The organism is Actinomadura barringtoniae (genome assembly GCF_017573505.1).
GTDB classification, from domain to species: Bacteria; Actinomycetota; Actinomycetes; order Streptosporangiales; family Streptosporangiaceae; genus Spirillospora; species Spirillospora barringtoniae.
In genome coordinates this window covers 12,471-33,191 of the sequence record NZ_JAGEOJ010000005.1, presented here as the reverse complement: position 1 = coordinate 33,191, position 20,721 = coordinate 12,471, and the positions used below count along the sequence as shown (strand labels likewise).

Sequence of the window (20,721 nt, the reverse complement as noted above, 5' to 3'; positions counted from 1 at the left end):
GCCGTCCCCGGCGCCAAGAAGCACGCCGATCTTGCTCTCAGCGCCCTCACACGGCGTGCGGAAGGGCGCTCAGAGCAAGATCGGCGTGGTTTAGGCCGCGGCTTCGAGGAGGCCGCCCTTGAGCCAGACGTCGCGGGCGCGGCCGTCCAGGTAGCCGACCTCGTCGAAGAACGCGGTCAGCTTGCGGAACGACCAGGCCATGGTCGCGCGGCGATGCGGGCTGCGCGCCGCCACCTGCCGGGCGAGCTTCGGGTCCAGGCCGACGCCGCTGTAGCAGGACGGGTGGATGAACTGCCCCGCGATCAGCCGGCTGGCGTGCGCGAGGCCGAACGCGGCGGCCCTGCGCTGGAGCGCGGGGGCGTCGGCGACGAGCCGCTTCAGCTCCTCCCGCGCGTACTTGATGTGCCGCGCCTCCTCGATCACGTGGATCCGGGTGACCTGCCGGACCAGCGGCTGGATCTGCTCGTCCGGGAAGGTCAGCCGCTGGAACGCGTCGGTGAACTCCTCCACCACGAGCGTCCCGGCGAACATCGGCATCGGGTCGTACACCGCGCCCACGAACTTGCCGATGTTGTAGTGCAGCGGGTGCGGCCGGTTGGTGGTCAGCCCGCACGTCTTCACCATCCGCCCGAACATCGTCGAGTGCCGGCACTCGTCGGCGATCTCGGTCAGCGCGTACGCGAAATGCCCCGAGTCGTACTTGTGCCGGTACGCGTGCTGCATCAGCGCCTGCATCAGCATGATCTCGGCCCAGATGCCGAACGAGGCGATGCTGCACAGCTCGCGCTTGCTGAGCTCGACCCGCTGCCGGTGCGTCAGCCCGTCCCACAGCGGCGTCTCGTACAGCGACACCAGCTGCGGCGGCAGATAGAACCGGTCGGGGTCCTGCTCGGCATCCCAGTCGACGTCGGTGTCGGGGTTGAACGAGTGCTTGCGCGAGGTGCGCAGGAGCCGTTCGGCGACCACCTCGCGGTCGGTCAGCTCGAGCGTGTGGTCCCCGTCCTTGCAGCGGATCCGAGCGGTCCAGGTGCGGGGACGATCGTTGACGTCGACGGAGGTGGTCATCGGTCCGGCTCCTTACGGCCGAGCGCGCGGGGCGCGCTAACGAAGCGGTGCTGGTATCCGGGCGAGAAGGCGCAGCGAGGCGGGGGACACGCGCGACAGCGCGTGCAGCAGGTGGCCTTCGAAGTTGATGGGGACGAGGGGCCTGTTCTTGGCGATCGCGTCGACGATCCGTTCGGCGACCTTCTCCGGCGGGTAGCGGCGCGCCTTGATGGCCCTGTCGCCGCGCTCGCGCTGCCGCTCCTGCTCCTCGTCGCTCAGGCCGACGTACGTGGCGTTCTTGGCGATGTTGGTGCCGGCGAAGCCCGGGCAGACGGCGGTGACGCCGATGCGCGAGGCGGCGAGCTCGGCGCGCAGGCACTCGCTCAGCATCACCACGGCCGCCTTGGTCGTGCAGTACGCGGGCAGCTCGCGCGAGGGCGCGAAGCCCGCGGCCGAGGCGATGTTGACGATGTGGCCGCCCTTGTTGGGCTTGTCGGGCTTGTTGGGCAGGTTCGCGACGCGGTCGGCCATCTGCTTGCCGAACAGCCGCGAGCCGTGGATGACGCCCCACAGGTTGACGCCGACGATCCGTTCCCAGTCCTTCAGGCCGGTGTCCAGGAACGGGCCGGCGACGGCGATGCCGGCGTTGTTGACCACGATGTCGGGCACGCGGTGCGCGGACCGCACCTCGGCGGCGAACGCCTCCATGGCGGTCGCGTCCGCCACGTCCACCCGGTAGGGGACGACGTCCGCGCCGAGCGACTTGGCCAGCACGGCCGTGCGTTCGGCCGAGTCCAGGTCGATGTCGGCCGCGACGACCTGGGCACCGCGTTCGGCCAGGGCCAGCGTGGTGGCGCGGCCGAAGCCGCTGCCGGCCCCGGTGACGACGGCGAGCGCTCCGTCGAACTGCGAGATGGGCATGGGCACCTCCGGGGGAAGGGATTCCGGGGATCTCCGGGACTCGCGGGGATCTTAGGAAAAGGTACTCACGTCCCCGCCTCGACCGCGATCATTGCGCGGCCTCGCCGCGATCACTGTGCCGCCTCGGCCGCGATGACCGCGTCGACCTCGGCCTTGCGCTCGGTCTCCTCGACCGCGAAGCGCTCGGCGTCGAGCTTCTCGGCGATGTCCTCGTCCTGGCTCATGAGGGCCTCCAGGTCGGCCTTGGACATGTCGAGCACGCCCATGTCGTCGTAGGTCTGCTGGATGCGCTCGCTCCACAGCCCGATGTCCTTCACGCACGGCACGATGCGGCTGAACAGCAGGCTCTGGAACATGCGCATGTACGGGGAGTTCTCGACCATCTCGTCGACCTCCTTCGGGTCGATGCCGAAGTTCTCCCAGACCTCCCGGCCGCGGATGCGGTCGCGCATGAGGTAGCAGCCCTCGATGACGAAGTCCTCGCGCTCCTTGAGCTCGACCGCCGACAGCTGCTTGTAGTAGTCGCGCAGCGCGAGGCGGCCGAACGCGACGTGCCGCGCCTCGTCCTGCATCACGTACGCCAGGATCTGCTTCGGGAGCGGCTGGGTGGTGATGTCGCGGATGACGCCGAACGCGGCGAGCGCGAGCCCCTCGATGAGGACCTGCATGCCGAGGTAGGGCATGTCCCAGCGCGAGTCGGTCAGCGTCTCGTTCAGCAGGTCCTGCAGCTTGGTGTTGATGGGGTAGACCATCTGCATCTTCTCCTGCAGGAAGCGGGAGAAGATCTCGACGTGGCGGGCCTCGTCCATGGTCTGGGTGGCGGAGTAGAACTTGGAGTCCATGTCGGGCACCGACTCCACGATCCGTGCCGCGGTGATCATCGCGCCCTGCTCGCCGTGCACGAACTGGGAGAACTGCCACGACACCTGGTGCTGCCTCAGCTCACCGCGCTGCTTCTCGGTCAGCTGGTCCCAGTACTTGGTGCCGTAGATGGCCAGTGACTGGTCCGGCACGCCGAGCGCGTTGTACGGGTCGACCTCGAGGTCCCAGTCGATCCTCTTCACCGAGTCCCACTGCTTGTCCTTACCCTTCTGGTACAGGGCCAGCAGGCGGTCGCGCCCGTCGTCGTACTCCCACGTGAACCGGGCGTCGCCGGCCAGCGGCACGTTCCAGGTGGACGTCCCGACGGGCGCGGTGTAAAGGTCGTGGGTCGACACGGGCACCATCCTCCGCGATGAGGCGACGTACGATGTACGTCTCACGTACGATGTACGTACCGTGTCACGGTGCACTTACACGCGTCAACGGCCGGGAGAGGTTGGACCCATGGGAGACAGGGTGAGGTCGGTCACGCCGATGACCCGGCCCGTCCTGACCAGGGAGCGCATCGTGCACGCGGCGGTGGACCTGATCGAGCGGGACGGCGTGGACGCCCTGTCCATGCGCGGAGTGGCGGGCGAGCTCGGCGTGGCCGTGATGTCGCTGTACAACCACGTGCCGAACAAGGCGGCCCTGTTCCAGGGCGTCGCGCAGCACGTGATGGCGGGCATGGACCTGCCCGACGACCCGGACGAGCCGTGGCAGGACCGCGGCCGCGCGCTGGTCCGCGCGTTCCGCAAGGTCGCCCACGACTACCCGCGCTGCATGACGGTCGTGCTCACCCAGAAGGTCGACTTCCCGGGGGAGCTGCGGCCCGCCGAGCGCGCGCTCTCGATCGCCGACGCGGCCGGGTTCGACGGCCCGACGTCGGTGCGCATCATGCGCGCGCTGATGGCGTACGCGCTCGGCGCCCAGATGCGCGAGATCGGCCAAGCCAAGGCCCTGGACAACTTCCCGCGCTCGGCCGACGTGCTGGCGAGCCTGGACCCCGCCGACTTCCCGCACGTGATCGCGCTCGCGCCGGACCTGATCCGGCACGATCCCGAGTCCGACTTCGAGTTCGGCCTCGACCTGCTGATCAGTGCTCTGGAGGCGCTTCCTCGGCAAGGTACGGGCTGAGTCCCTGCCAGCAGAACTCGGTCATGTAGCGGGCGGCGTCCTCGACGCTGAGCTCGCGGTTGCGGGTGCGCGAGACCGCCAGCCGCTCGCACGCGCCGATGATGATCTCGGTGAACGCCAGCACGGCGGGCGCGGGGGCCTGCGGCGCGAACGTGGTGATGACGCCCGCGATCAGCTCGCTCTGCTGCCGCCGGGTCTCCTCGACCGCCCCCGCGGTCTCGGCGGGCACGTCCAGCGGCTGCGCGACCAGCATGGTGAACGAGGCCTCGTGCGTGTCGATGAACTCGAAGTAGGCGAGCATGCCGCGCCACAGGATGTCGCGGGGGTCGCTCGCCCCGGCCATCGCCTTGTGGGTCGCGTCGTACAGCTCGGCCTTCGAACGGGCCATGGACGCCATCACCAGGCCGTCCTTGGAGCCGAAGTACTCGTACAGCATCGGCTTGGAGACGCCGCAGCGCTCGGCGATCTCGTCCATCGAGGTGTTCCGGTAGCCGCGTTCCCCGAAGACCTGCTCGGCGACCTCGAGCATCTGCCGCTCGCGCTCGGCGCGGGACATCCGGCGTCGGCGCGGTGTGGCGTCACTCACACGGAAACCCTATCTGTTGGACCTACCGTCAGTAACCTACCGGCGGTAACTTACTCTGAGTAGGTTACAGCGGAAGGGACGACATGAGCGAGCAGGCGGCGGCTCCTGGCATCGTCATCATCGGCTCCGGCTTCGCCGGGCTCGGGATGGCGATCCAGCTCAAGCGCAACGGCTTCCACGACTTCGTGATCCTGGAGAAGAGCCAGGCGCTCGGGGGCACGTGGCACGACAACACCTATCCCGGCTGTGCCTGTGACGTGCCGTCCCACATGTACTCCTTCTCGTTCGAGCTGAACCCGGGCTGGACGCGGATGTTCGCGCCGCAGCCGGAGATCCGCTCCTACCTGGAGCGCACCGCCGACAAGTACCGGGTGCGCGAGCACATCCGCTTCGGCAGCACGGTCGAGTCGCAGGAGTACGACGACGAGACCCGCCGCTGGAACGTGACGCTCGCCGACGGCACCGTCTACCGGCCGAAGGCCGTCGTCGCGGGCATCGGCGCGCTGCACATCCCCTCGTTCCCCGAGCTGCCCGGGATGGAGAAGTTCCAGGGCACCGCGTTCCACTCCGCCGAGTGGGACCACTCCTACGACTTCGCCGGCAAGCGCGTCGCGGTCGTCGGCACCGGCGCCTCGGCGATCCAGTTCGTTCCGCAGCTCGCCAAGCAGGTCGACCACCTGGTGCTCTTCCAGCGGACGCCGCCGTGGATCCAGCCCAAGCCCGACCGCACGTTCCCCGCGCCGCTGCGCAAGGCGTTCGAGAAGGTGCCCGGCGCGACCCGCGCGTTCCGCAACGGCATCTACTGGGCGCTGGAGGCCCGCGCGGTCGGCTTCACGATCGACCCGCGCCTGTCGCTGCCGCAGGAGAAGCTCGCGCGCTGGCACATCAAGCGCCAGATCGCCGACCCCGAGCTGCGCGCCAAGGTGACGCCGGACTACACGATCGGCTGCAAGCGCGTGCTGCTGTCCAACGACTACTACCCGGCGCTCGCCCGCCCGAATGTGGACGTGGAGACCAGCGGCATCGCCGAGGTGCGCGAGAACTCGGTCGTGACGAACGACGGCCGCGAGTACGAGGTCGACGTCATCGTCTACGGCACCGGCTTCAAGGTGACCGACGCGCTCGCCGAGCAGCAGATCGTCGGCCGCGGCGGCGTGAAGATCCAGGAGGTCTGGGAGCACGGCATCGAGGCCTACCGCGGCACGACCGTCCCCGGCTTCCCCAACTACTTCTACCTGCTCGGCCCGAACACCGGCCTCGGCCACAACTCGGTCGTCTTCATGATCGAGAGCCAGATCCAGCACGTGCTGAGCTGCCTGCGGCTGCTCCAGGAGACCGGCGGCGACGCCATCGAGCCGAAGCCCGAGGCGCTGCGCGGGTTCAACGACCGCATGCACAAGCGGCTGCGCCGCGCGGTGTGGAGCGAGGGCGGCTGCCAGAGCTGGTACCTCGACGAAACAGGGGTCAACCGCACCCTGTGGCCCGGCCACACCTTCGAGTTCTGGGCCGGCACCCGCAAGGCCAAGCCCGAGGACTACATCATCACCCGCTAACCCCAGCCACCCCCCAACCACCCCCGCGGCCCGCCCATACGCCGATCTTGCTCTCAGCGCCCTTTGCGGGGTGAGGTAAGGGCGCTGAGAGCAAGATCGGCGGGTTCAGGGGTGCCGGGTGAGGTGGGTGCGGGCGGCGGGGAACGCCAGGAGCGCGGCGGCGAGCAGGGCGGCGGCCGCGATGCCGATGGTGCAGACGACCACGGTGACGTCCGCGTGGCCGTCGCCGGCGGGCGTCAGCGCGGTCACCGCGCGGCGCAGCGGCTCGGCGGTCAGCAGGGGCACGCCGATCCAGACGGTCGCGCGGGCGCCGGGCTCGCGGTGCAGCAGCGCCGGCACGACGTACACCAGCAGCGCGCCCGCGACCAGCAGCGTCACGTACAGCCCGGCCTGCGTCAACGGCCCCGGGTAGTGCGGCGCCGCGTGCACCCGGGTGGGCATGGCCTCGTCGAGGCGCCGCAGCAGCACGGCGCGGTGCCTGCCGCTCGCCAGGACGGCGATCACGAGCACGGCCGTCGCGGCCCACGCCAGGCAGAGCAGCGCGACGGCGGCGGTGACCGTGACGGGTCTGCGCCGCCCGGCGCGCGCGGCCGTGTCGCTCATGCGAGCACGTTCGACCGGCCGGGTCCGATGGTCAAGGCCGGACGGCACGCGTGGTCCTCACCGGGAACGGCGTCCAGCGCAGCGTCCACGTCCGCGTGCCGCCCGGCGCGGGCTGCGGCGGCAGCGTCCGCAGCCGGGCGGCGGTGAGCGGCTTGCCGCGGAACGCCTTGGGCACGCGGCCGGCCCGCAGGGCAGGGGTGGGGCGCCTGCGGGCCAGCCGCAGCCGGAGGAGCAGCAGCGTGCTGGAGGTCGCCAGCGCGGCGAGCAGGCCCGCGCGCAGTGCCGCCAGATCGTTGCCGAACGGCCGGTCCGTGCGCAGCGCCGTCACCGCCGCGACCGGGGCGGCGCCGGGCGCGACCTGAGGCGAGGCGACGGGCGGCAGGGCGACCTGCGGCAGCGGGACGCCGCTGCTGATCGGGTTGTACGGGGCGCCGGTCACGTCCGGCAGGCCGGGCGGCAGGCTGCCGGGCCCGATGCCCGGGGGATAGGCGCCGGACCGCGTCGTGACGATGAGCGTGAACGACTTGGACGCGGGCCGCGCGCCGCTCGCCGACACCGACGCGGTCAGGGAGATCGTGCCGGGGCTGGTGCCGGAGGAGACGTTGATGGTGGCCGACGCCGACCGGCCGGAACTGCCGACGCTGCCGAGGCCCTGGGCGGCGGGGCTGACCGACGCCGACGATCCCGACATCCGCAGCAGGGCGCCGCTCGCCGTCCCGCCCGCCGCGGCGACTCGGACCGTGGCCGTGACCGAGCCGCCGGGCCGCACGGAGATGCTGGAGACCGATACGCCGATCGACAGCACGGCTGAGGACGGGTCGGACGGGTCGTGATGGCCGCCGCCCGGTGAGCCGGGCCCGGGCTTGGTCTGCCCCGGGGTCGGCTTGCCGGTGTGGCCCGGGTCCGGGTCGCCCGAGCCGGGCGGCGTCGGGTCGTCCGTCGGGTCGGGCGAGGTGGTCGGCGGGTCGGGGGTGGGCGTCGGGTCCGGCGACTCGGTCGGCGGATCCGGCGTCGGGGTCGGGTCCGGGGTGGGGGTCGGATCGGGCGACGGGGTGGTCGGGTCGGGCGTCGGCGTGGGGTCGTCGGCGCTCGTCCCGCCGGTCGCCCCCGGGGTGGGGTCGGCCGCGAGCGCGGGGGCCGAGCTCACCATGAGCAGCGCCGCCGCGCCGAGCCCCGCCAGCAGCGGGCCGCCCGTCCCTCGTGAGCGCACCTCCACGCACCTCCACCCGGTCGCACGAATTATTGAATGGCTTTGAATTGAGATGTAAACATGCACACAAGCGCGCAATCAAGGGTTGACAATGGACGTTGAGCGCAAGTGCACATTTCCCGTGGAATTGATTTTGGGATTTATCATCCGGTGCTTATTCCGGGGTGGCGGCTGTCACCGTTGGTCACTCGGGGTCGTCCTGCGGGCGGCGCAGCCGCGCCGCCCGCAGCGCCGCCTCGATCGCCAGCCGGGCCTGGTCGTCGTCCAGCCGGTCGCCGATCGCGCCGTCGATCTGCCGCATCCTGTACCGCACCGTCTGCGGGTGAACGTCCAGCTCATCGGCGATCTCGACGGCGGTGCCGCGCGTGGTCAGCCAGGCCCGCAGGGTGTCGAACAGGCGGCGGCGCTGCTCGCCGCGGAAGGTCTTCATCCCGTCCAGGTGCTCGCGCGCGAGCTGGTCGAGCAGGGCCGGGTCGGCGAGCAGCAGCAGCGTGACGAGATGGTCGTCCGCCAGCGTCAGCGGGACGTCCTCGAGCGCCCGCGATTCCACGAGTTTGATCAGCTGGCGCGCCCAGCGGAGCGAATCGGGCGCGTTCTCCAGCGGCACGGTGAGCCCCGCGGCGGCCCGCCCAAGTTGTCCGCCTCGCGCGCGGGCCAGCGCCGCGACCACCATCGACCGGCGCGCGGGCGTGAACGGCCCGGGCACGAGCAGGTGCGGCTCGCCGGTCAGGTCGGCGAGCACGTCACCGTCGAGCGCCGAACGTTCGCACCCGCCCGAGACCGCGAGCACCGTCGCGGTCTCGGGCACGTTCCACTGCGCGGTCCGGGCGAGCTCGGCGACGGCGCGGCGCGGCACCGCGGGCCCGCGGAGAACGAGTTTCAGCAGCCGCAGCCGCCGCTCGTCGAGGTCGTCAGGAAGCACGGTCCCGCTGTTCCGCCGCAGCCGGTTCCGGTTCCGGTTCCGTCGACCGCAGCTCCGCGCCCCGCAGTTCCGCCGCGCGCAGGGCGACCTCCACCGAGAACCGCACCTCGGGGTCGTCCAGCTCCATGCCGACGGCCGTGCGCAGCAGCCGCAGCCGGTAGCGGACCGTCTGCGGATGAACGTCCAGGTCCCGGCCGACGCGTTCGGCGGTGCCGCGCGTCCGCAGCCAGCACGACAGGGTCTCGGTGAGCCGCCGGCGCAGCCCGCCCTCGACGCGGTTCAGCCTGCCCAGCCGCCGTTCCTCGAGCTGCCTCATGAGCGCGCCGTCGGCCTGCAGCCACAGGGTGAACAGGTGGTCCCCGGCGCGGGTCACGCCGTCCGGGCCCGCCTCGATCACGCCCGCGGCCACCAGGTCGCGCGTCCGCCGGGCCCACCGCATCGAGTCCGCCGCGTTCGCGACCGGCATGGTGGTGCCGAGCGCGAGCGGGATGCCGGGAAGCGCTTCCCCGAGCGCACGCGAACGGCCCTCGCCCACCGGGCCCGGCACGATCAGGCACGGGTCCTCGCCGGCGACGTCGGCGAGGACGTCCTCGTCCAGCGACCACGCGGCCGACGCGATCGTGCCGCGCGCCGCGGCCATGCCCGGCGGCAGGGTGATGATCCGGCCCGGGGGCAGGGACACGGGCGTGACCTCGGCCGGCACCTTCCACTGGGCGGGGCCCTCCAGGCGGGCGATCTCGTCCGGCGGCGCGGCGGGCCTGCGCAGCAGCGCGCGCAGGAGCAGCCGCCGGTGAGCGTCACGTTCCAAGCCCGACCTGGCCTCGCCGGGCCGCACGTTCAGGTGACCCTCGCGCGACAGCGCGGTGAGCCGGTCGCGGAAGGCGAACAGCGCGTCCCCGAACGTCGCCACCACGTCGGGCGGGACGCCGTTGCGGGCGGCGACCGAGACCGCGCGGCGCCAGGCCACGTCGGTGCCGATCCGGTACGCGGTGTGCAGGTCGTCCAGGCCCCGGCCCTCGTCGGCCATGTACCGGCCGAGCCTGCGGTAGGTGTCCTCGTGGAAGTCGTCGGCGGGGGACGGGTCGGCCATCCGAGTGACGAACTGGAGCACCGCGTGCTCCACGCTGAACCGCAGCGCCTGCGTCCGCGGCCGGTCCAGCGGCGTGTCGTAGTCGGGGATGGCGCGGCGGACCGCGGTGAAGATCTCCTCTGCCACGGCGGGGATCTCGGGGCGGAAGAGCGGGACCAGCTGGCGGGACACCCCGGACATCAACCGGTCGAGCTCCCTGGGCTCGGCGATGCGTGTCATCGTCGACACCTCCGGCACGCGCACGCCTGCCGGGCCGCGTCCGGGCGGGGTCGCCCTCGTGCGCTCCGTGTGACGTGCTGCGATTCGGTTGGCGGGACGGTCCGTCCGGGCGGGCGCCGAGCGGGGGACCCCTGCGCGTCGTCCGGGCGGTGATGCGTGGAAGCACCTAGAAGGTAGATCCGAACGCGTGGCCTTGTTGTTAAAGCCGGAGTAAAAAACGGCCCGGATCCGACGGTTCACTGTGCGCCGCCGACAACCGGCGCGTCAACAAGCGGGTGTCAGGAAGACCGAATCAGCGGCTCCCGGGGGTGCCGCGGCGGCCGAGCGCACGCCGCCGGTCGAGGCTGGCGGCGCGCAACGTGACGTCGTAGGAGAAGCGGGTGGCGGGATCGGAGAGCCGGTCGCCGAGGTAGGACTCCAGCTGGCGCAGGCGGTAGCGGACGGTCTGCGGATGAACGTTCATCCGTTCGCCGATCTCCACCGCGCTGCCGCGCGTGGTCACCCACTCGGTGAGCGTCTCGGTGAGCTTCTGGCGGTGGCCGTCGGTCATGTCGGCGAGCGGCGCGAGGTGGCGGCGGGCCAGTTCCTCGATGAGCGGGACGTCGTTCAGCAGCCACATCGTCATCAGGTGCTCCTCGCACGAGATGAGCGACCCGTCGCGGATGATGCCCTGCTCGGCGAGCTCCAGCACGCGCCGCGCCCAGCGCAGCGAGTGCGTCGCGTTCTCCAGCGAGACCGTGAGGCCGAGGACCGAGCTCGCCTCGGCGAGCGCGGCGTGCAGCATGGTCATCCGGCTCCGGTCGAGCTCGCCGGGGATCAGCAGGCACGGCTCGGGCGCGTCCATGTCCAGCAGCACGTCGTTGTCGAGCGCCGACAGCGTGCGCGGCGCGTCCGGGTGCAGCGCCACCATCGTGATCTCGGTGGGCAGCGGCCACCAGGAGGCGTCCTTGGCCAGCTCCTCGACGGCCGCCGGCACCACGGCGGGGCGCTGCAGGATGAGGTTCAGCAGGTCGCGCCGCTGCTCGCGGCGGCGCAGGTCGGCGTGCTCGAGCGCCTGCCGGTGGCCCCGCCGCGCCTGCGTGATCGCCTCGTCCATGTAGACCAGCATCGACTCGACCATGCTGGACACCAGCGGCGCCGGGATCTCCTCGCGTTCGGCGACCACCGACGTGCGGCGCCAGGCGATCTGGAACGCGGTGCGGAACGCGGCCTGGAGGTGGTCGAGGCTGCGCCCCTCCACGGCCTCGAAGTGGCCGAGCGCCCGGCACGTCTCGTCCCGGTCGGCCATCGACGCGTCCGGGTCGGAGATGTGCTCGATGTAGGCCCGGAGCAGCTTCTCCGCGCCGAGGCGCAGGATCTGGTCGTACGCCGAGTTCTCCGGCCGGTCGTAGTCGGGGATGGTGCGGCGGACCTCGGCGACGGTGTCCTCGATGACACCGTCGACCTCGGCCCACATGAGCCGGGCCAGCTGCGGCGGGATGGGGCCGCCCTCGTGTCCGGGGAGCTCGAGCGTCTGCGTCATGGGGGAGCACACCTCCGGGGCCGGGGCGCGCCGAGCGGGGGAGCTCGCGCCCGAGTCGAGATATGGAGCATCCTGGAACCTAAATCGCAAAAGGCGCGCTGACAAGGGGATGTTGTTTCCCTACCCGCGAGTACTATCGCGCGAACAGTCGAATCCCGTGGTCTTGCTAATACCTGATAACGGCGCCCGCGGTCGCGATGGGATTCTGCCGCATTACCGATGGGTACTCGTTTCCGGTGAGTTCGAGGCGCCGCCGGACTCAGCTTGTAACAATTCCGGGAACGAATGTCGGCCCAGGCCCGAGATTTCCAGCTCAGCCCTATTGAGCTCGGCTAGTACTGCCACGTAACGTCCTCAGCCGTGGGAATTGAGGTTGTCGTCGAAGGGCTGACCAAGTCTTTCGGCCGGCAGGTGATCTGGCGCGATGTGTCGCTGACGCTGCCCGCCGGAGAGGTCAGCGTCATGCTCGGACCGTCGGGCACGGGCAAGACGGTCTTCCTGAAATCACTCATTGGCCTGCTGAAACCCGAGCAGGGCCGGGTCCTGGTCGATGGCGTGGACATGGTCAACGACTCCGATCATCGGATCTACGCCAAGCGCAAGTTGTTCGGTCTGATGTTCCAAGACGGCGCGCTTTTCGGGTCCATGAATCTGTTCGACAACATCGCTTTTCCGTTGCGCGAGCACACGCGAAAGCGAGAACCCGAGATACGCAGGATCGTGCTGGAACGCATGGACATGGTGGGACTGGGGGGTGAGGAGAAGAAGTTGCCCGGCCAGATCTCCGGTGGAATGCGCAAACGCGCGGGCCTGGCCCGCGCGCTGGTGATGGACCCGCAGATCATCCTGTGCGACGAACCCGACTCGGGCCTGGACCCGGTCCGCACCGCCTACATCTCCCAGCTCCTGATCGATCTGAACGCCCGCATCGACGCCACGATGCTGATCGTCACGCACAACCTGGAGATCGCCGCGACGGTGCCCGACAACATCGGCATGCTCTACCGCCGCGACCTGGTCGGCTTCGGCCCGCGCGAGGTGCTGCTGACCAGCGAGGAGCCGGCGGTCGAGCAGTTCCTGCGCGGCGCCCGCGAGGGGCCGATCGGGATGAGCGAGGAGAAGGACGCCGCGACGCTGGCCGCCGAGCAGGCCGCCGCACAGCGGATCGCCTCGGGCGAGGGGTCGGCCTACGAGGGCTCGCTCGCCACGACGCTGCGCCGTCCCGAGATCGTTCCGCAGCTGCGGCCCTCGCCTGGCCTGCCGCACCGCCAGGGCGCGATCCGGCACGCCGCCCGCGTCGACGAGCTGCTGCCGACGCTGCCGTACGCCGCGCAGCAGGCCATCTTCACCGACCGCGCCTCCGGAAGCGCGGCCGAACCCAGAGCCAACGGAACCAACGGAACCAACGGAACCGGCAGGACCGGCAGGACCGACCAGGCAGGAGGGCGGGCATGACGACACCACCACCGGTGAGCGTGCCGGGCGCCGCGGCGCTCCGGCAGGTCGGGCGGCTGTTCGCGCTCGCCGGGACCGTGCTGGTGATGATCCCGCGGCGGCCGTTCCAGGTCCGCGAGCTCATCCAGCAGTTCTGGTTCATCGCCTCGGTCGCCATCCTGCCGACCGCGCTGGTCTCCATCCCGTTCGGCGCGGTGATCTCGCTGCAGGTCGGGTCGCTGGCCAAGCAGCTCGGCGCGCAGTCGCTGACCGGCGGGGCCAGCGTGCTCGCGGTCGTGCAGCAGGCCAGCCCGCTGATCGTGGCGCTGCTCATCTCCGGCGCCGCCGGCTCGGCGATCTGCGCCGACCTCGGCTCGCGGACCATCCGCGAGGAGATGGACGCGATGGAGGTCATGGGCGTCTCGCCCGTGCAGCGCCTGGTCGTGCCGCGGGTGCTGGCCTGCATGGCCGTCGCGGTGCTGCTGAACGGGCTGGTCTCGGTGGTCGGCGTCGCGGGCGGCTACTTCTTCAACGTCATGCTCCAGGACGGCACCCCGGGCGCCTACCTGGCCTCGTTCTCCGCGCTCGCGCAGCTCCCCGACCTGTACGTCGCCGAGCTCAAGGCGCTGATCTTCGGCTTCATCGCCGGGGTCGTCGCCGCCTACCGCGGCCTGAACCCCTCGCCCGGCCCGAAGGGCGTGGGCGACGCCGTCAACCAGTCGGTCGTCATCACGTTCCTGCTGCTGTTCTTCGTCAACCTCGTCCTCACCGCGATCTACCTCGAGGTCGTCCCGCCGAAGGGAGCGTGATCTGTGGCCCTGTTGCCAGGAGTCCGCCGGCTGCGCCCGCTGCGGCTCGTCTCATGGTTGCAGCAGCCCGGCGACCAGCTGGGCTTCTACATCCGCGCGCTGCTGTGGATGCCGCGCGCGCTGCGCCGCTACATCAAGGAGATCTTCCGCCTGCTGAGCGAGGTCGCGTTCGGCTCCGGCGCGCTCGCGGTGATCGGCGGGACGGTCGGCGTCATGTTCGGCCTCACCGTCTCGACCGGCGTCGTCGTCGGCCTGCAGGGGTACGCGGCGCTCGACCAGATCGGGTCGTCGGCGTTCACCGGCTTCGTGTCGGCCTACTTCAACACCCGCGAGATCGCCCCGCTGGTCAGCGGCCTGGCGCTGTCGGCCACGGTCGGCGCCGGGTTCACCGCGCAGCTCGGCGCGATGCGGATCAACGAGGAGATCGACGCGCTGGAGGGCATGGGCATCCCGTCCCTGCCCTACCTGGTGACCACCCGGATCTTCGCCGGCACGGTGGCGATCGTCCCGCTGTACGGGATCGGGCTGCTCAGCTCCTATCTCGCCTCGCGGATGGTGACGCTCTGGGTGAACGGGCAGTCCGCGGGCACCTACGACCACTACTTCGACATCTTCCTGTCGCCGCAGGACGTCGTGCTCTCGTTCGTCAAGGTGCTGATCTTCAGCGTCATGGTGATCCTCGCGCACTGCTACTACGGCTACCGCGCGTCCGGCGGCCCGGCCGGGGTGGGCGTCGCGGTCGGCCGCGCGGTCCGTACCGCGATCGTGCTGATCAGCGTCACCGACTTCTTCCTCAGCCTGGCGATCTGGGGCGCCACGACCACGGTGAAGGTGACGGGCTGATGGGCGGGCTCTCATGGTGAAGTCGGCGACCTACCACTCGGCCGAACGGTACGTGCTCGGCGTCGCGTTCCTGCTGGTGCCCGCGCTGCTGATGTACCTGTCGGTGGCGATCTACCAGAAGAAGTTCTCCGACTTCACGGTCGTGACGCTGCGCGCCGGCACCGCCGGGCACGAGATGCACGAGCAGGCCGACGTGAAGGTGCGCGGGGTGGTGGTCGGCTTCGTCCGCAAGATCTCCACCGACGGCGACGGCACCCGGATGGAGCTGGCGCTCAACCCCGAGCAGGCCAAGCTCGTTCCGGCGGACGTGCAGGCGCAGCTGCTGCCGACGACGGTCTTCGGCGCGCGCTATGTGGCGCTCGTTCCGCCGAACGGGTCGAGCGGGCAGCCGATCGCGAACAACGCGACCATCGGCGAGGACCGCAGCCGCAACGCGGTCGAGCTGTCGGAGGTACTCAACAACACGATGCGGCTGCTGAACGCCGTGCAGCCGTCCAAGCTGTCGGCGACGCTCACCGCGATGGCGACGGCGCTGGAGGGGCGCGGCGACCAGCTCGGCCGCAACCTGGTGGAGCTGGACGCGTACCTGAAGAAGCTCAACCCCGAACTGCCGCAGCTGAACCGCAACCTGTCCGAGCTGGCCGAATTCTCGCAGAACCTGTCGGACGCCTCGCCCGATCTACTGCAGGCGTTCACCGACTTCACGGTGACCAGCCGCACGATCGCCGAGCAGAAGCGCAATCTCGACGACGTCTACTCCTCGGTGACGACGCTGTCCGGCGACATGATCGACTTCATCAAGCGCAACTCCGGCCTGCTGATCGCGGTCGCGGCGTCCGGCCGCCCCTCGCTGGCGCTGTTCCGGCGCTACTCGCCCGCCGCGCCCTGCACGTTCCGCACGCTCGCCGACTTCGTTCCGAAGATGGACAAGGTCCTCGGCAAGGGCACTGACAAGCACGGCGTGCACGCGAACGTCGTGACGCTGCAGAGCAAGGGGCGCTACCGGCCAGGCGTGGACACCCCGCGCTACACCGGTGGCGGCGGGCCGCGCTGCTACAGCGTCCCGTACGTGCCGGGCGGCGGGCGCAGTCCGCAGCCGATGAAGCCGGACGTGTGGGTGCCGGGCGCGGTCGCGGTCGGCGGGCTCGGCCCGGACAACTCCACCGCCGAGAACGACCTGGTCAACCAGCTTCTCGCGCCGTCGCTCGACGAGGTGCCGCAGGACCTGCCCGGCTGGTCGAGCGTGCTGCTCGGGCCGCTCTACCGGGGCGCGGAGGTGACGGTCAAGTGAAGCTCACCGGGCAGGGACTGAAGGGTCTCGGCGGCCCGCTGTTCAACTCGATCATCTTCATCGTGGTGACGGTGCTGGCGACCGCGCTGCTGGCGGCCAGCATCACCGACACCCAGTCGGGCGACCGGGTCTCGTACTACGCCAAGTTCACCGACGTCGCCGGGCTGCACCCGGGCCACGGCGTGCGGATCGCGGGCGTCCGGGTCGGCACCGTCGAGAAGATCAAGGTCACCGACCATCGGCTCGCGCTGGTGAAGTTCTCGGTCGACCGCGACCGTGACCTGCCGAGGTCGACCACGGCGGCGGTGAAGTACCTGAACCTGGTCGGCGGCCGCTACATCGCGCTGGCCCAGGGTTCCGGGGCGCCGGGGCAGACGCTGCGGCACGGCGGAACGATTCCGGTCGAGCAGACGACCGGGCCGCTCAACCTGACCCAGCTGTTCCAGGGTTTCCAGCCGCTGATGCAGGCGTTGTCGCCACACGACGTGAACACCCTCTCGGAGTCGATCGTCAAGGTGCTGCAGGGCGAGGGCGGCACGGTCGAGAGCCTGCTGCGGACCGTCGGCGAGCTGACCACGACGCTGGCCGGACGTGACCAGGTCATCGGGCAGGTCATCACCAACCTCAACACGGTCGTCGGCACCATCAACGACCGCGACGCGCAGCTCGTCGATCTCGTCACGACGTTGCGGCGGCTGACCTCGGGGCTCGCGGCCGATCGGCAGCCGATCGGCGAGGCCGTGGTGGGCATCGGCAACCTGGCCAACGCGGTCGCGGACCTGCTCCAGGTCAACCGCTACCCGATCAAGCAGAGCATCCAGCAGCTCGGGCGGCTCAGCACCAACCTCAACCGGGACGAGCCGCTGGTGGATCGCTTCCTGCAGCGCCTCCCGGACAAGGTCACCACGATCAGCCGGCTCGCCTCGTACGGGTCGTGGACGAACTTCTACCAGTGCGAGGTCACGTTGATCGGCGTGCACTACGCGGGCGACGACGTCGACCATCGGCCGCCGCCCACCGGCCTGCCCATCAGCGAGGACGGCGAGAAGCGGTGTCGCGGATGACGACCTCCGGTGCCACTTCCGGTGCGCCCTCCGGCGCGACGCCCGGCGCGGCGAAACTGCCTCCGCTGAAGAAGCGCAGGCGGCGATGGAAGCCGCTGCGCGAGCGCAACCCCATCCCGGTCGCGCTGATCGGCCTGGTGTTGCTGCTGCTCTTCGGCATGACCGCCTACCGGGCGGACGACCTGCCGATCATCGGCGGCGGCGTCACCTACCACGCGTACTTCAGCGAGGCCGCCGGACTGAAGTCCGGCCAGGAGGTGCGGGTGGCCGGGGTGAAGGTCGGCAAGGTCACCGACGTCTCGCTGGACGGCGCGAAGGTCAAGGTGTCGTTCCGCGTCAAGGGCACCTGGGTCGGCGACCGCTCCACCGCCATGATCATGATCAAGACGCTGCTCGGGTCGAAGTACCTGTCGCTCGATCCGCTGGGCGCCGCCAAGCAGGACCCGAAGCAGGCGATCGGGCTGGACCGGACGGTCGCGCCGTACGACGTGACCACCGCGTTCGAGGACCTCGGCCGGACCTTCCAGGACATCGACACCCCGCGCCTCGCGCAGAGCCTGACGACGATCTCGCAGACGTTCAAGGACACCCCGCCGGACGTGCGCAAGGCGTTCAACGGCCTGTCGCAGCTCTCGCGGACCATCGCCTCGCGCGACGCCGAGCTGCAGTCGCTGCTCGCCGGGACCAAACGGCTGTCGGGAACGCTCGCCGACCAGAACTCCCAGTTCGAGGTGCTGTTCAAGGACGGCAACCTGCTGCTGGCCGAGCTGCGGCGGCGCCGCGACGCCATCCACGAGCTGCTGGTCGCCACGCAGCGGATGGCGCGGGCGCTGTCGGACCTCGTCGACGACAACAGGGGGCAGCTCGGCCCGATGCTGGACGCCCTCGACCGTGTCACCGACACGTTGATGCGCCACCAGAAGAGCCTGGAACAGGCCATCAAGGTGTCCGCCCCGTACACCCGCCTCATCGGCAACGCGACCGGCAACGGCCGCTGGATCGACGGCTACCTGTGCGGCACGGTCCCCAAGGACTACATCAAGAGCAACCCGGACGCCGGCGTCATCAGCCGCTGGGAAGGCCCGGCCACCGGCTGCAAGCCGCCGCACCTGACGGGAGGCGGCTCATGACCACCTCGCCTGTTCCGCCGATGAACAAGCGCCGTACGAAGCTGCCCTCGCTGTTGTCGCCGATGCGCGACCGCCGGGTGCGCGTCGTCGAGGCGTTCCTGGTGATCGTCGTGCTGGCGGTGGCGGCCGTCGTGATCCCGGCCGCGACCCACGAGCCGGGCCGCAAGGTCACCGCGCACTTCGCGACCGCGATCGGCGTGTATCCGGGCTCGGACGTGCGGATCCTCGGCGTGAAGGTCGGCTCCATCGACTCCATCGAGCCGGCGGGTTCGACCGTCGAGGTCGTCATGTCGGTGAAGAAGTCGGTGGACGTCCCGGCCGCCGCCCGCGCGGTGATCATCGCGCCGAACCTGGTGTCGGACCGCTACGTGCAGCTCGCCCCGGCCTACACCGGCGGCGCGAAGATGACCGACGGCGCCGACATCGACCTCACCCGGACCGCGACGCCGATGGAGCTCGACCAGCTCTACGACAGCGTCCGGCGGTTCGCGAACGACCTCGGGCCGAACGGCGCGAACGCGCGCGGCGCCCTGTCGGACGTGATCCATACCGGCGCCGCCAACCTGAACGGCAACGGGCGCGCGATCAACACCACGATCGCGGACCTCGGCAAGGCGTCGCAGACGCTCGCCGACTCCAGCGACGACCTGTACGCCACGTTCGCCAACCTCAACCGCTTCAGCACGATGCTGAAGTCGAACGAGGGGCAGATCCGGCAGGCCGAACGGCAGCTCGCCGACGTCAGCGGCTTCCTCGCCGACGACCGCGACGACCTGGACGCGGCGCTGCGGCTGCTCGGCACGGCGCTGGTCAAGGTCCGCGACTTCATCCGCGAGAACCGCGACCGGCTGACCGGCAACATCGACAAGCTCGCCGACATCACCAAGATCCTCGTCGACCAGCGGGCGGCGCTCGCCGAGACGCTCGACAACGCGCCGCTGCTCCTGCAGAACGCGCTGAACGCCTACGACCCGAAGACCCGCACGCTGATGAGCCGCGGCAACCTCCTGGAGATCACCAAGGCGTTCGGCAGCACGTCCCAGCCTGGCGTGGACGCCTCTGGCGCCGACCCGAGCCCGGTGTGCGCGGCGGCCACCGGCGTGCTGAAGACCCAGTGCGACCAGCTCAACTACGACCGGCTCGCCGCCGTTCCGCCCGCCAAGGCCGGGACGGTTCCGGCGCTGCCGCTGCCGCCCGCCGGATCGGTGTACGCGGGGGAGGGAGGACGTTGATGCGCTGGTCCCGGATGGCCGCCGGGTGGTCGGCGGCGTTGTCGGTGGTGGTGCTCTCGGCGGGTTGCTCGATGTCGGTGGAGGACATCCCGCTGCCGGGCGGGGCGGACGTGGGCGACCACCCGTACACGGTGAAGGTGCAGTTCCCGGACGCCATCAACCTCGTGCCGCAGGCGTCGGTGCGGGTGAACGACGTGCCGGTCGGGCGGGTGAAGAAGGTCTCGCTGCCCAAGAACGCCTGGTACGCCGAGGTCACGCTGGTGGTGAACGGCAAGGTGCGGCTCCCGGCGAACGCCACGGCCAACCTGGAGCAGTCGAGCCTGCTCGGGGAGAAGTACATCCGCCTGGCCGCTCCTACTTCCTCGCCTTCGCCGCAGCCCTTGGCGAACGGCGCGGTGATCCCGATGTCGCGTGCGACGCGGAACGCCGACACCGAGGAGGTGTTCGGGGCGCTGTCGATGCTGCTGTCGGGCGGCGGTCTCCAGCAGATCCGCACCATCAACCGGGAGCTGGAGAAGGCGCTCGGCGGCCGGGAGACCGAGGTCCGGTCGGCGTTGGAGCGGCTCAACACGTTGACCAGCACGCTCAACACCAACCGGCAGACCATCGTGGACGCGCTGGACGGCCTGAACCGGCTGTCGTCGACCGTGGCGTCCCGCAAAGGCCAGGTCGCGACCGTCCTGGACGACCTCTCGCCCGGTCTGAAGGTGCTGGAGGAGCAGCGCGGCCGGCTGGTGAAGATGCTGACGAGCCTGGACGAGCTGTCGAAGGTCGCGACCAAGGTCATCGCGCAGAGCAAGGACAACACGGCCGCCGACCTGCGCGACCTGTCGGTGATCCTGCGCAAGCTGTCCGACGCCGGCCGGGATCTGCCGAAGTCGCTGCAGGTGCTCATCACCTACCCGTTCACCGACGAGGTGAGCAAGGGCATCAAGGGCGACTACCTGAACGGCTACCTGACCGTGATCGCCGCACCCGGGTACGACTGCGTGATCCCGCCGGTCGAAGTGAAGGACCAGAAGAAGCAGGCGCAGATGCGGGCGCTCGCCGCGTCGCCGTCCCCACCGCAGGGACCGAATCCGCAGCCTTGCCCGACGGACGACGGAACGCCCTCGCCGACGCCCTCACCTTCGCAGTCGACGCCGTCGCCGTCGCCCGCGAACGCGCCGGAGAAGGGCCCGCGGAAGGCGCCGTCCGACCGGCAGACCCAGCCCGCCCTGCCGCTCCCGCCGATCGAAGGGGGCAGCTGA

At 70.6% G+C, this 20,721-nt stretch carries 19 protein-coding genes; 10 read left to right on the top strand and 9 right to left on the bottom strand.

Annotation, left to right across the window (positions count from 1 at the left end; genetic code table 11):
- Positions 1 to 90: 90 nt before the first annotated feature.
- The 3 genes from J4573_RS12885 to J4573_RS12875 form a co-directional block, all read right to left on the bottom strand.
- Complete coding sequence (locus J4573_RS12885; protein ID WP_208255660.1) at positions 91 to 1,065, bottom strand: AurF N-oxygenase family protein; 975 nt, start codon at positions 1,063 to 1,065, stop codon at positions 91 to 93.
- 36 nt (positions 1,066 to 1,101) lie between these two features.
- Entirely contained in the window at positions 1,102 to 1,965 is an 864-nt protein-coding gene (locus J4573_RS12880) for an SDR family NAD(P)-dependent oxidoreductase (protein WP_208255659.1), read from the bottom strand.
- A 110-nt stretch (positions 1,966 to 2,075) separates the two neighbouring features.
- On the bottom strand, positions 2,076 to 3,182 hold the full coding sequence (locus J4573_RS12875) for a ferritin-like domain-containing protein (RefSeq protein ID WP_208255658.1): 1,107 nt from the start codon (positions 3,180 to 3,182) through the stop codon (positions 2,076 to 2,078).
- 109 nt (positions 3,183 to 3,291) lie between these two features.
- Between J4573_RS12875 and J4573_RS12870 the strand changes: the two genes are divergently transcribed.
- Entirely contained in the window at positions 3,292 to 3,963 is a 672-nt protein-coding gene (locus J4573_RS12870) for a TetR/AcrR family transcriptional regulator (RefSeq protein WP_208255657.1), read from the top strand.
- On the opposite strand, the gene J4573_RS12865 is transcribed toward J4573_RS12870, so the two are convergent.
- Positions 3,923 to 4,549, bottom strand: coding sequence for a TetR/AcrR family transcriptional regulator (locus J4573_RS12865; protein ID WP_307796608.1), 627 nt, complete (start codon positions 4,547 to 4,549; stop codon positions 3,923 to 3,925). The two genes, J4573_RS12870 and J4573_RS12865, sit on opposite strands and share 41 nt — an antisense overlap.
- A gap of 83 nt (positions 4,550 to 4,632) precedes the next feature.
- On the opposite strand from J4573_RS12865, the gene J4573_RS12860 reads away from it, so the two are divergent.
- Positions 4,633 to 6,102, top strand: a complete 1,470-nt coding sequence (locus J4573_RS12860; RefSeq protein WP_208255656.1) for a flavin-containing monooxygenase — start codon at positions 4,633 to 4,635, stop codon at positions 6,100 to 6,102.
- Positions 6,103 to 6,207: 105 nt separating this feature from the next.
- Here the strand turns inward: J4573_RS12860 and J4573_RS12855 are convergent, their stop codons facing one another.
- The 5 genes from J4573_RS12855 to J4573_RS12835 form a co-directional block, all read right to left on the bottom strand.
- A complete protein-coding gene (locus J4573_RS12855; protein WP_208255655.1) occupies positions 6,208 to 6,705 on the bottom strand; it encodes a hypothetical protein in 498 nt (165 codons plus the stop codon).
- Between the two features lie 31 nt (positions 6,706 to 6,736).
- Positions 6,737 to 7,915: a hypothetical protein gene (locus tag J4573_RS12850; protein ID WP_208255654.1), complete on the bottom strand. Its 1,179-nt coding sequence runs from the start codon at positions 7,913 to 7,915 to the stop codon at positions 6,737 to 6,739.
- Positions 7,916 to 8,099: 184 nt separating this feature from the next.
- A complete protein-coding gene (locus J4573_RS56050) occupies positions 8,100 to 8,837 on the bottom strand; it encodes a PucR family transcriptional regulator (RefSeq protein ID WP_208255653.1) in 738 nt (245 codons plus the stop codon).
- Positions 8,827 to 10,146: a PucR family transcriptional regulator gene (locus tag J4573_RS12840; RefSeq protein WP_208255652.1), complete on the bottom strand. Its 1,320-nt coding sequence runs from the start codon at positions 10,144 to 10,146 to the stop codon at positions 8,827 to 8,829. Before J4573_RS12840 ends, J4573_RS56050 begins: the two co-directional genes overlap by 11 nt.
- Positions 10,147 to 10,438: 292 nt before the next feature.
- Positions 10,439 to 11,668 carry a PucR family transcriptional regulator gene (locus J4573_RS12835; RefSeq protein ID WP_208255651.1) on the bottom strand — a complete coding sequence of 410 codons (1,230 nt, stop codon included), beginning with the start codon at positions 11,666 to 11,668 and terminating at the stop codon, positions 10,439 to 10,441.
- Between the two features lie 360 nt (positions 11,669 to 12,028).
- Between J4573_RS12835 and J4573_RS12830 the strand changes: the two genes are divergently transcribed.
- The 8 genes from J4573_RS12830 to J4573_RS12795 are packed head-to-tail and all read left to right on the top strand — an operon-like array spanning position 12,029 to position 20,721.
- Positions 12,029 to 13,123 carry an ABC transporter ATP-binding protein gene (locus tag J4573_RS12830; RefSeq protein ID WP_208255650.1) on the top strand — a complete coding sequence of 365 codons (1,095 nt, stop codon included), beginning with the start codon at positions 12,029 to 12,031 and terminating at the stop codon, positions 13,121 to 13,123.
- Positions 13,120 to 13,911, top strand: a complete 792-nt coding sequence (locus J4573_RS12825) for an MlaE family ABC transporter permease (protein WP_208255649.1) — start codon at positions 13,120 to 13,122, stop codon at positions 13,909 to 13,911. Before J4573_RS12830 ends, J4573_RS12825 begins: the two co-directional genes overlap by 4 nt.
- A gap of 3 nt (positions 13,912 to 13,914) precedes the next feature.
- Entirely contained in the window at positions 13,915 to 14,754 is an 840-nt protein-coding gene (locus J4573_RS12820; RefSeq protein WP_307796607.1) for an MlaE family ABC transporter permease, read from the top strand.
- A 13-nt stretch (positions 14,755 to 14,767) separates the two neighbouring features.
- Positions 14,768 to 16,045: an MCE family protein gene (locus tag J4573_RS12815; RefSeq protein WP_208255648.1), complete on the top strand. Its 1,278-nt coding sequence runs from the start codon at positions 14,768 to 14,770 to the stop codon at positions 16,043 to 16,045.
- The gene (locus J4573_RS12810; protein ID WP_208255647.1) at positions 16,042 to 17,109 is read left to right on the top strand and encodes an MCE family protein; all 1,068 of its coding nucleotides are present in this window, start codon (positions 16,042 to 16,044) and stop codon (positions 17,107 to 17,109) included. Before J4573_RS12815 ends, J4573_RS12810 begins: the two co-directional genes overlap by 4 nt.
- Entirely contained in the window at positions 17,106 to 18,239 is a 1,134-nt protein-coding gene (locus J4573_RS12805) for an MCE family protein (protein WP_208255646.1), read from the top strand. Before J4573_RS12810 ends, J4573_RS12805 begins: the two co-directional genes overlap by 4 nt.
- Positions 18,236 to 19,471, top strand: a complete 1,236-nt coding sequence (locus J4573_RS12800) for an MCE family protein (protein WP_243772944.1) — start codon at positions 18,236 to 18,238, stop codon at positions 19,469 to 19,471. The genes J4573_RS12805 and J4573_RS12800 overlap by 4 nt, the downstream gene beginning before the upstream one ends.
- Positions 19,471 to 20,721, top strand: coding sequence for an MCE family protein (locus J4573_RS12795; protein WP_243772943.1), 1,251 nt, complete (start codon positions 19,471 to 19,473; stop codon positions 20,719 to 20,721). The genes J4573_RS12800 and J4573_RS12795 overlap by 1 nt, the downstream gene beginning before the upstream one ends.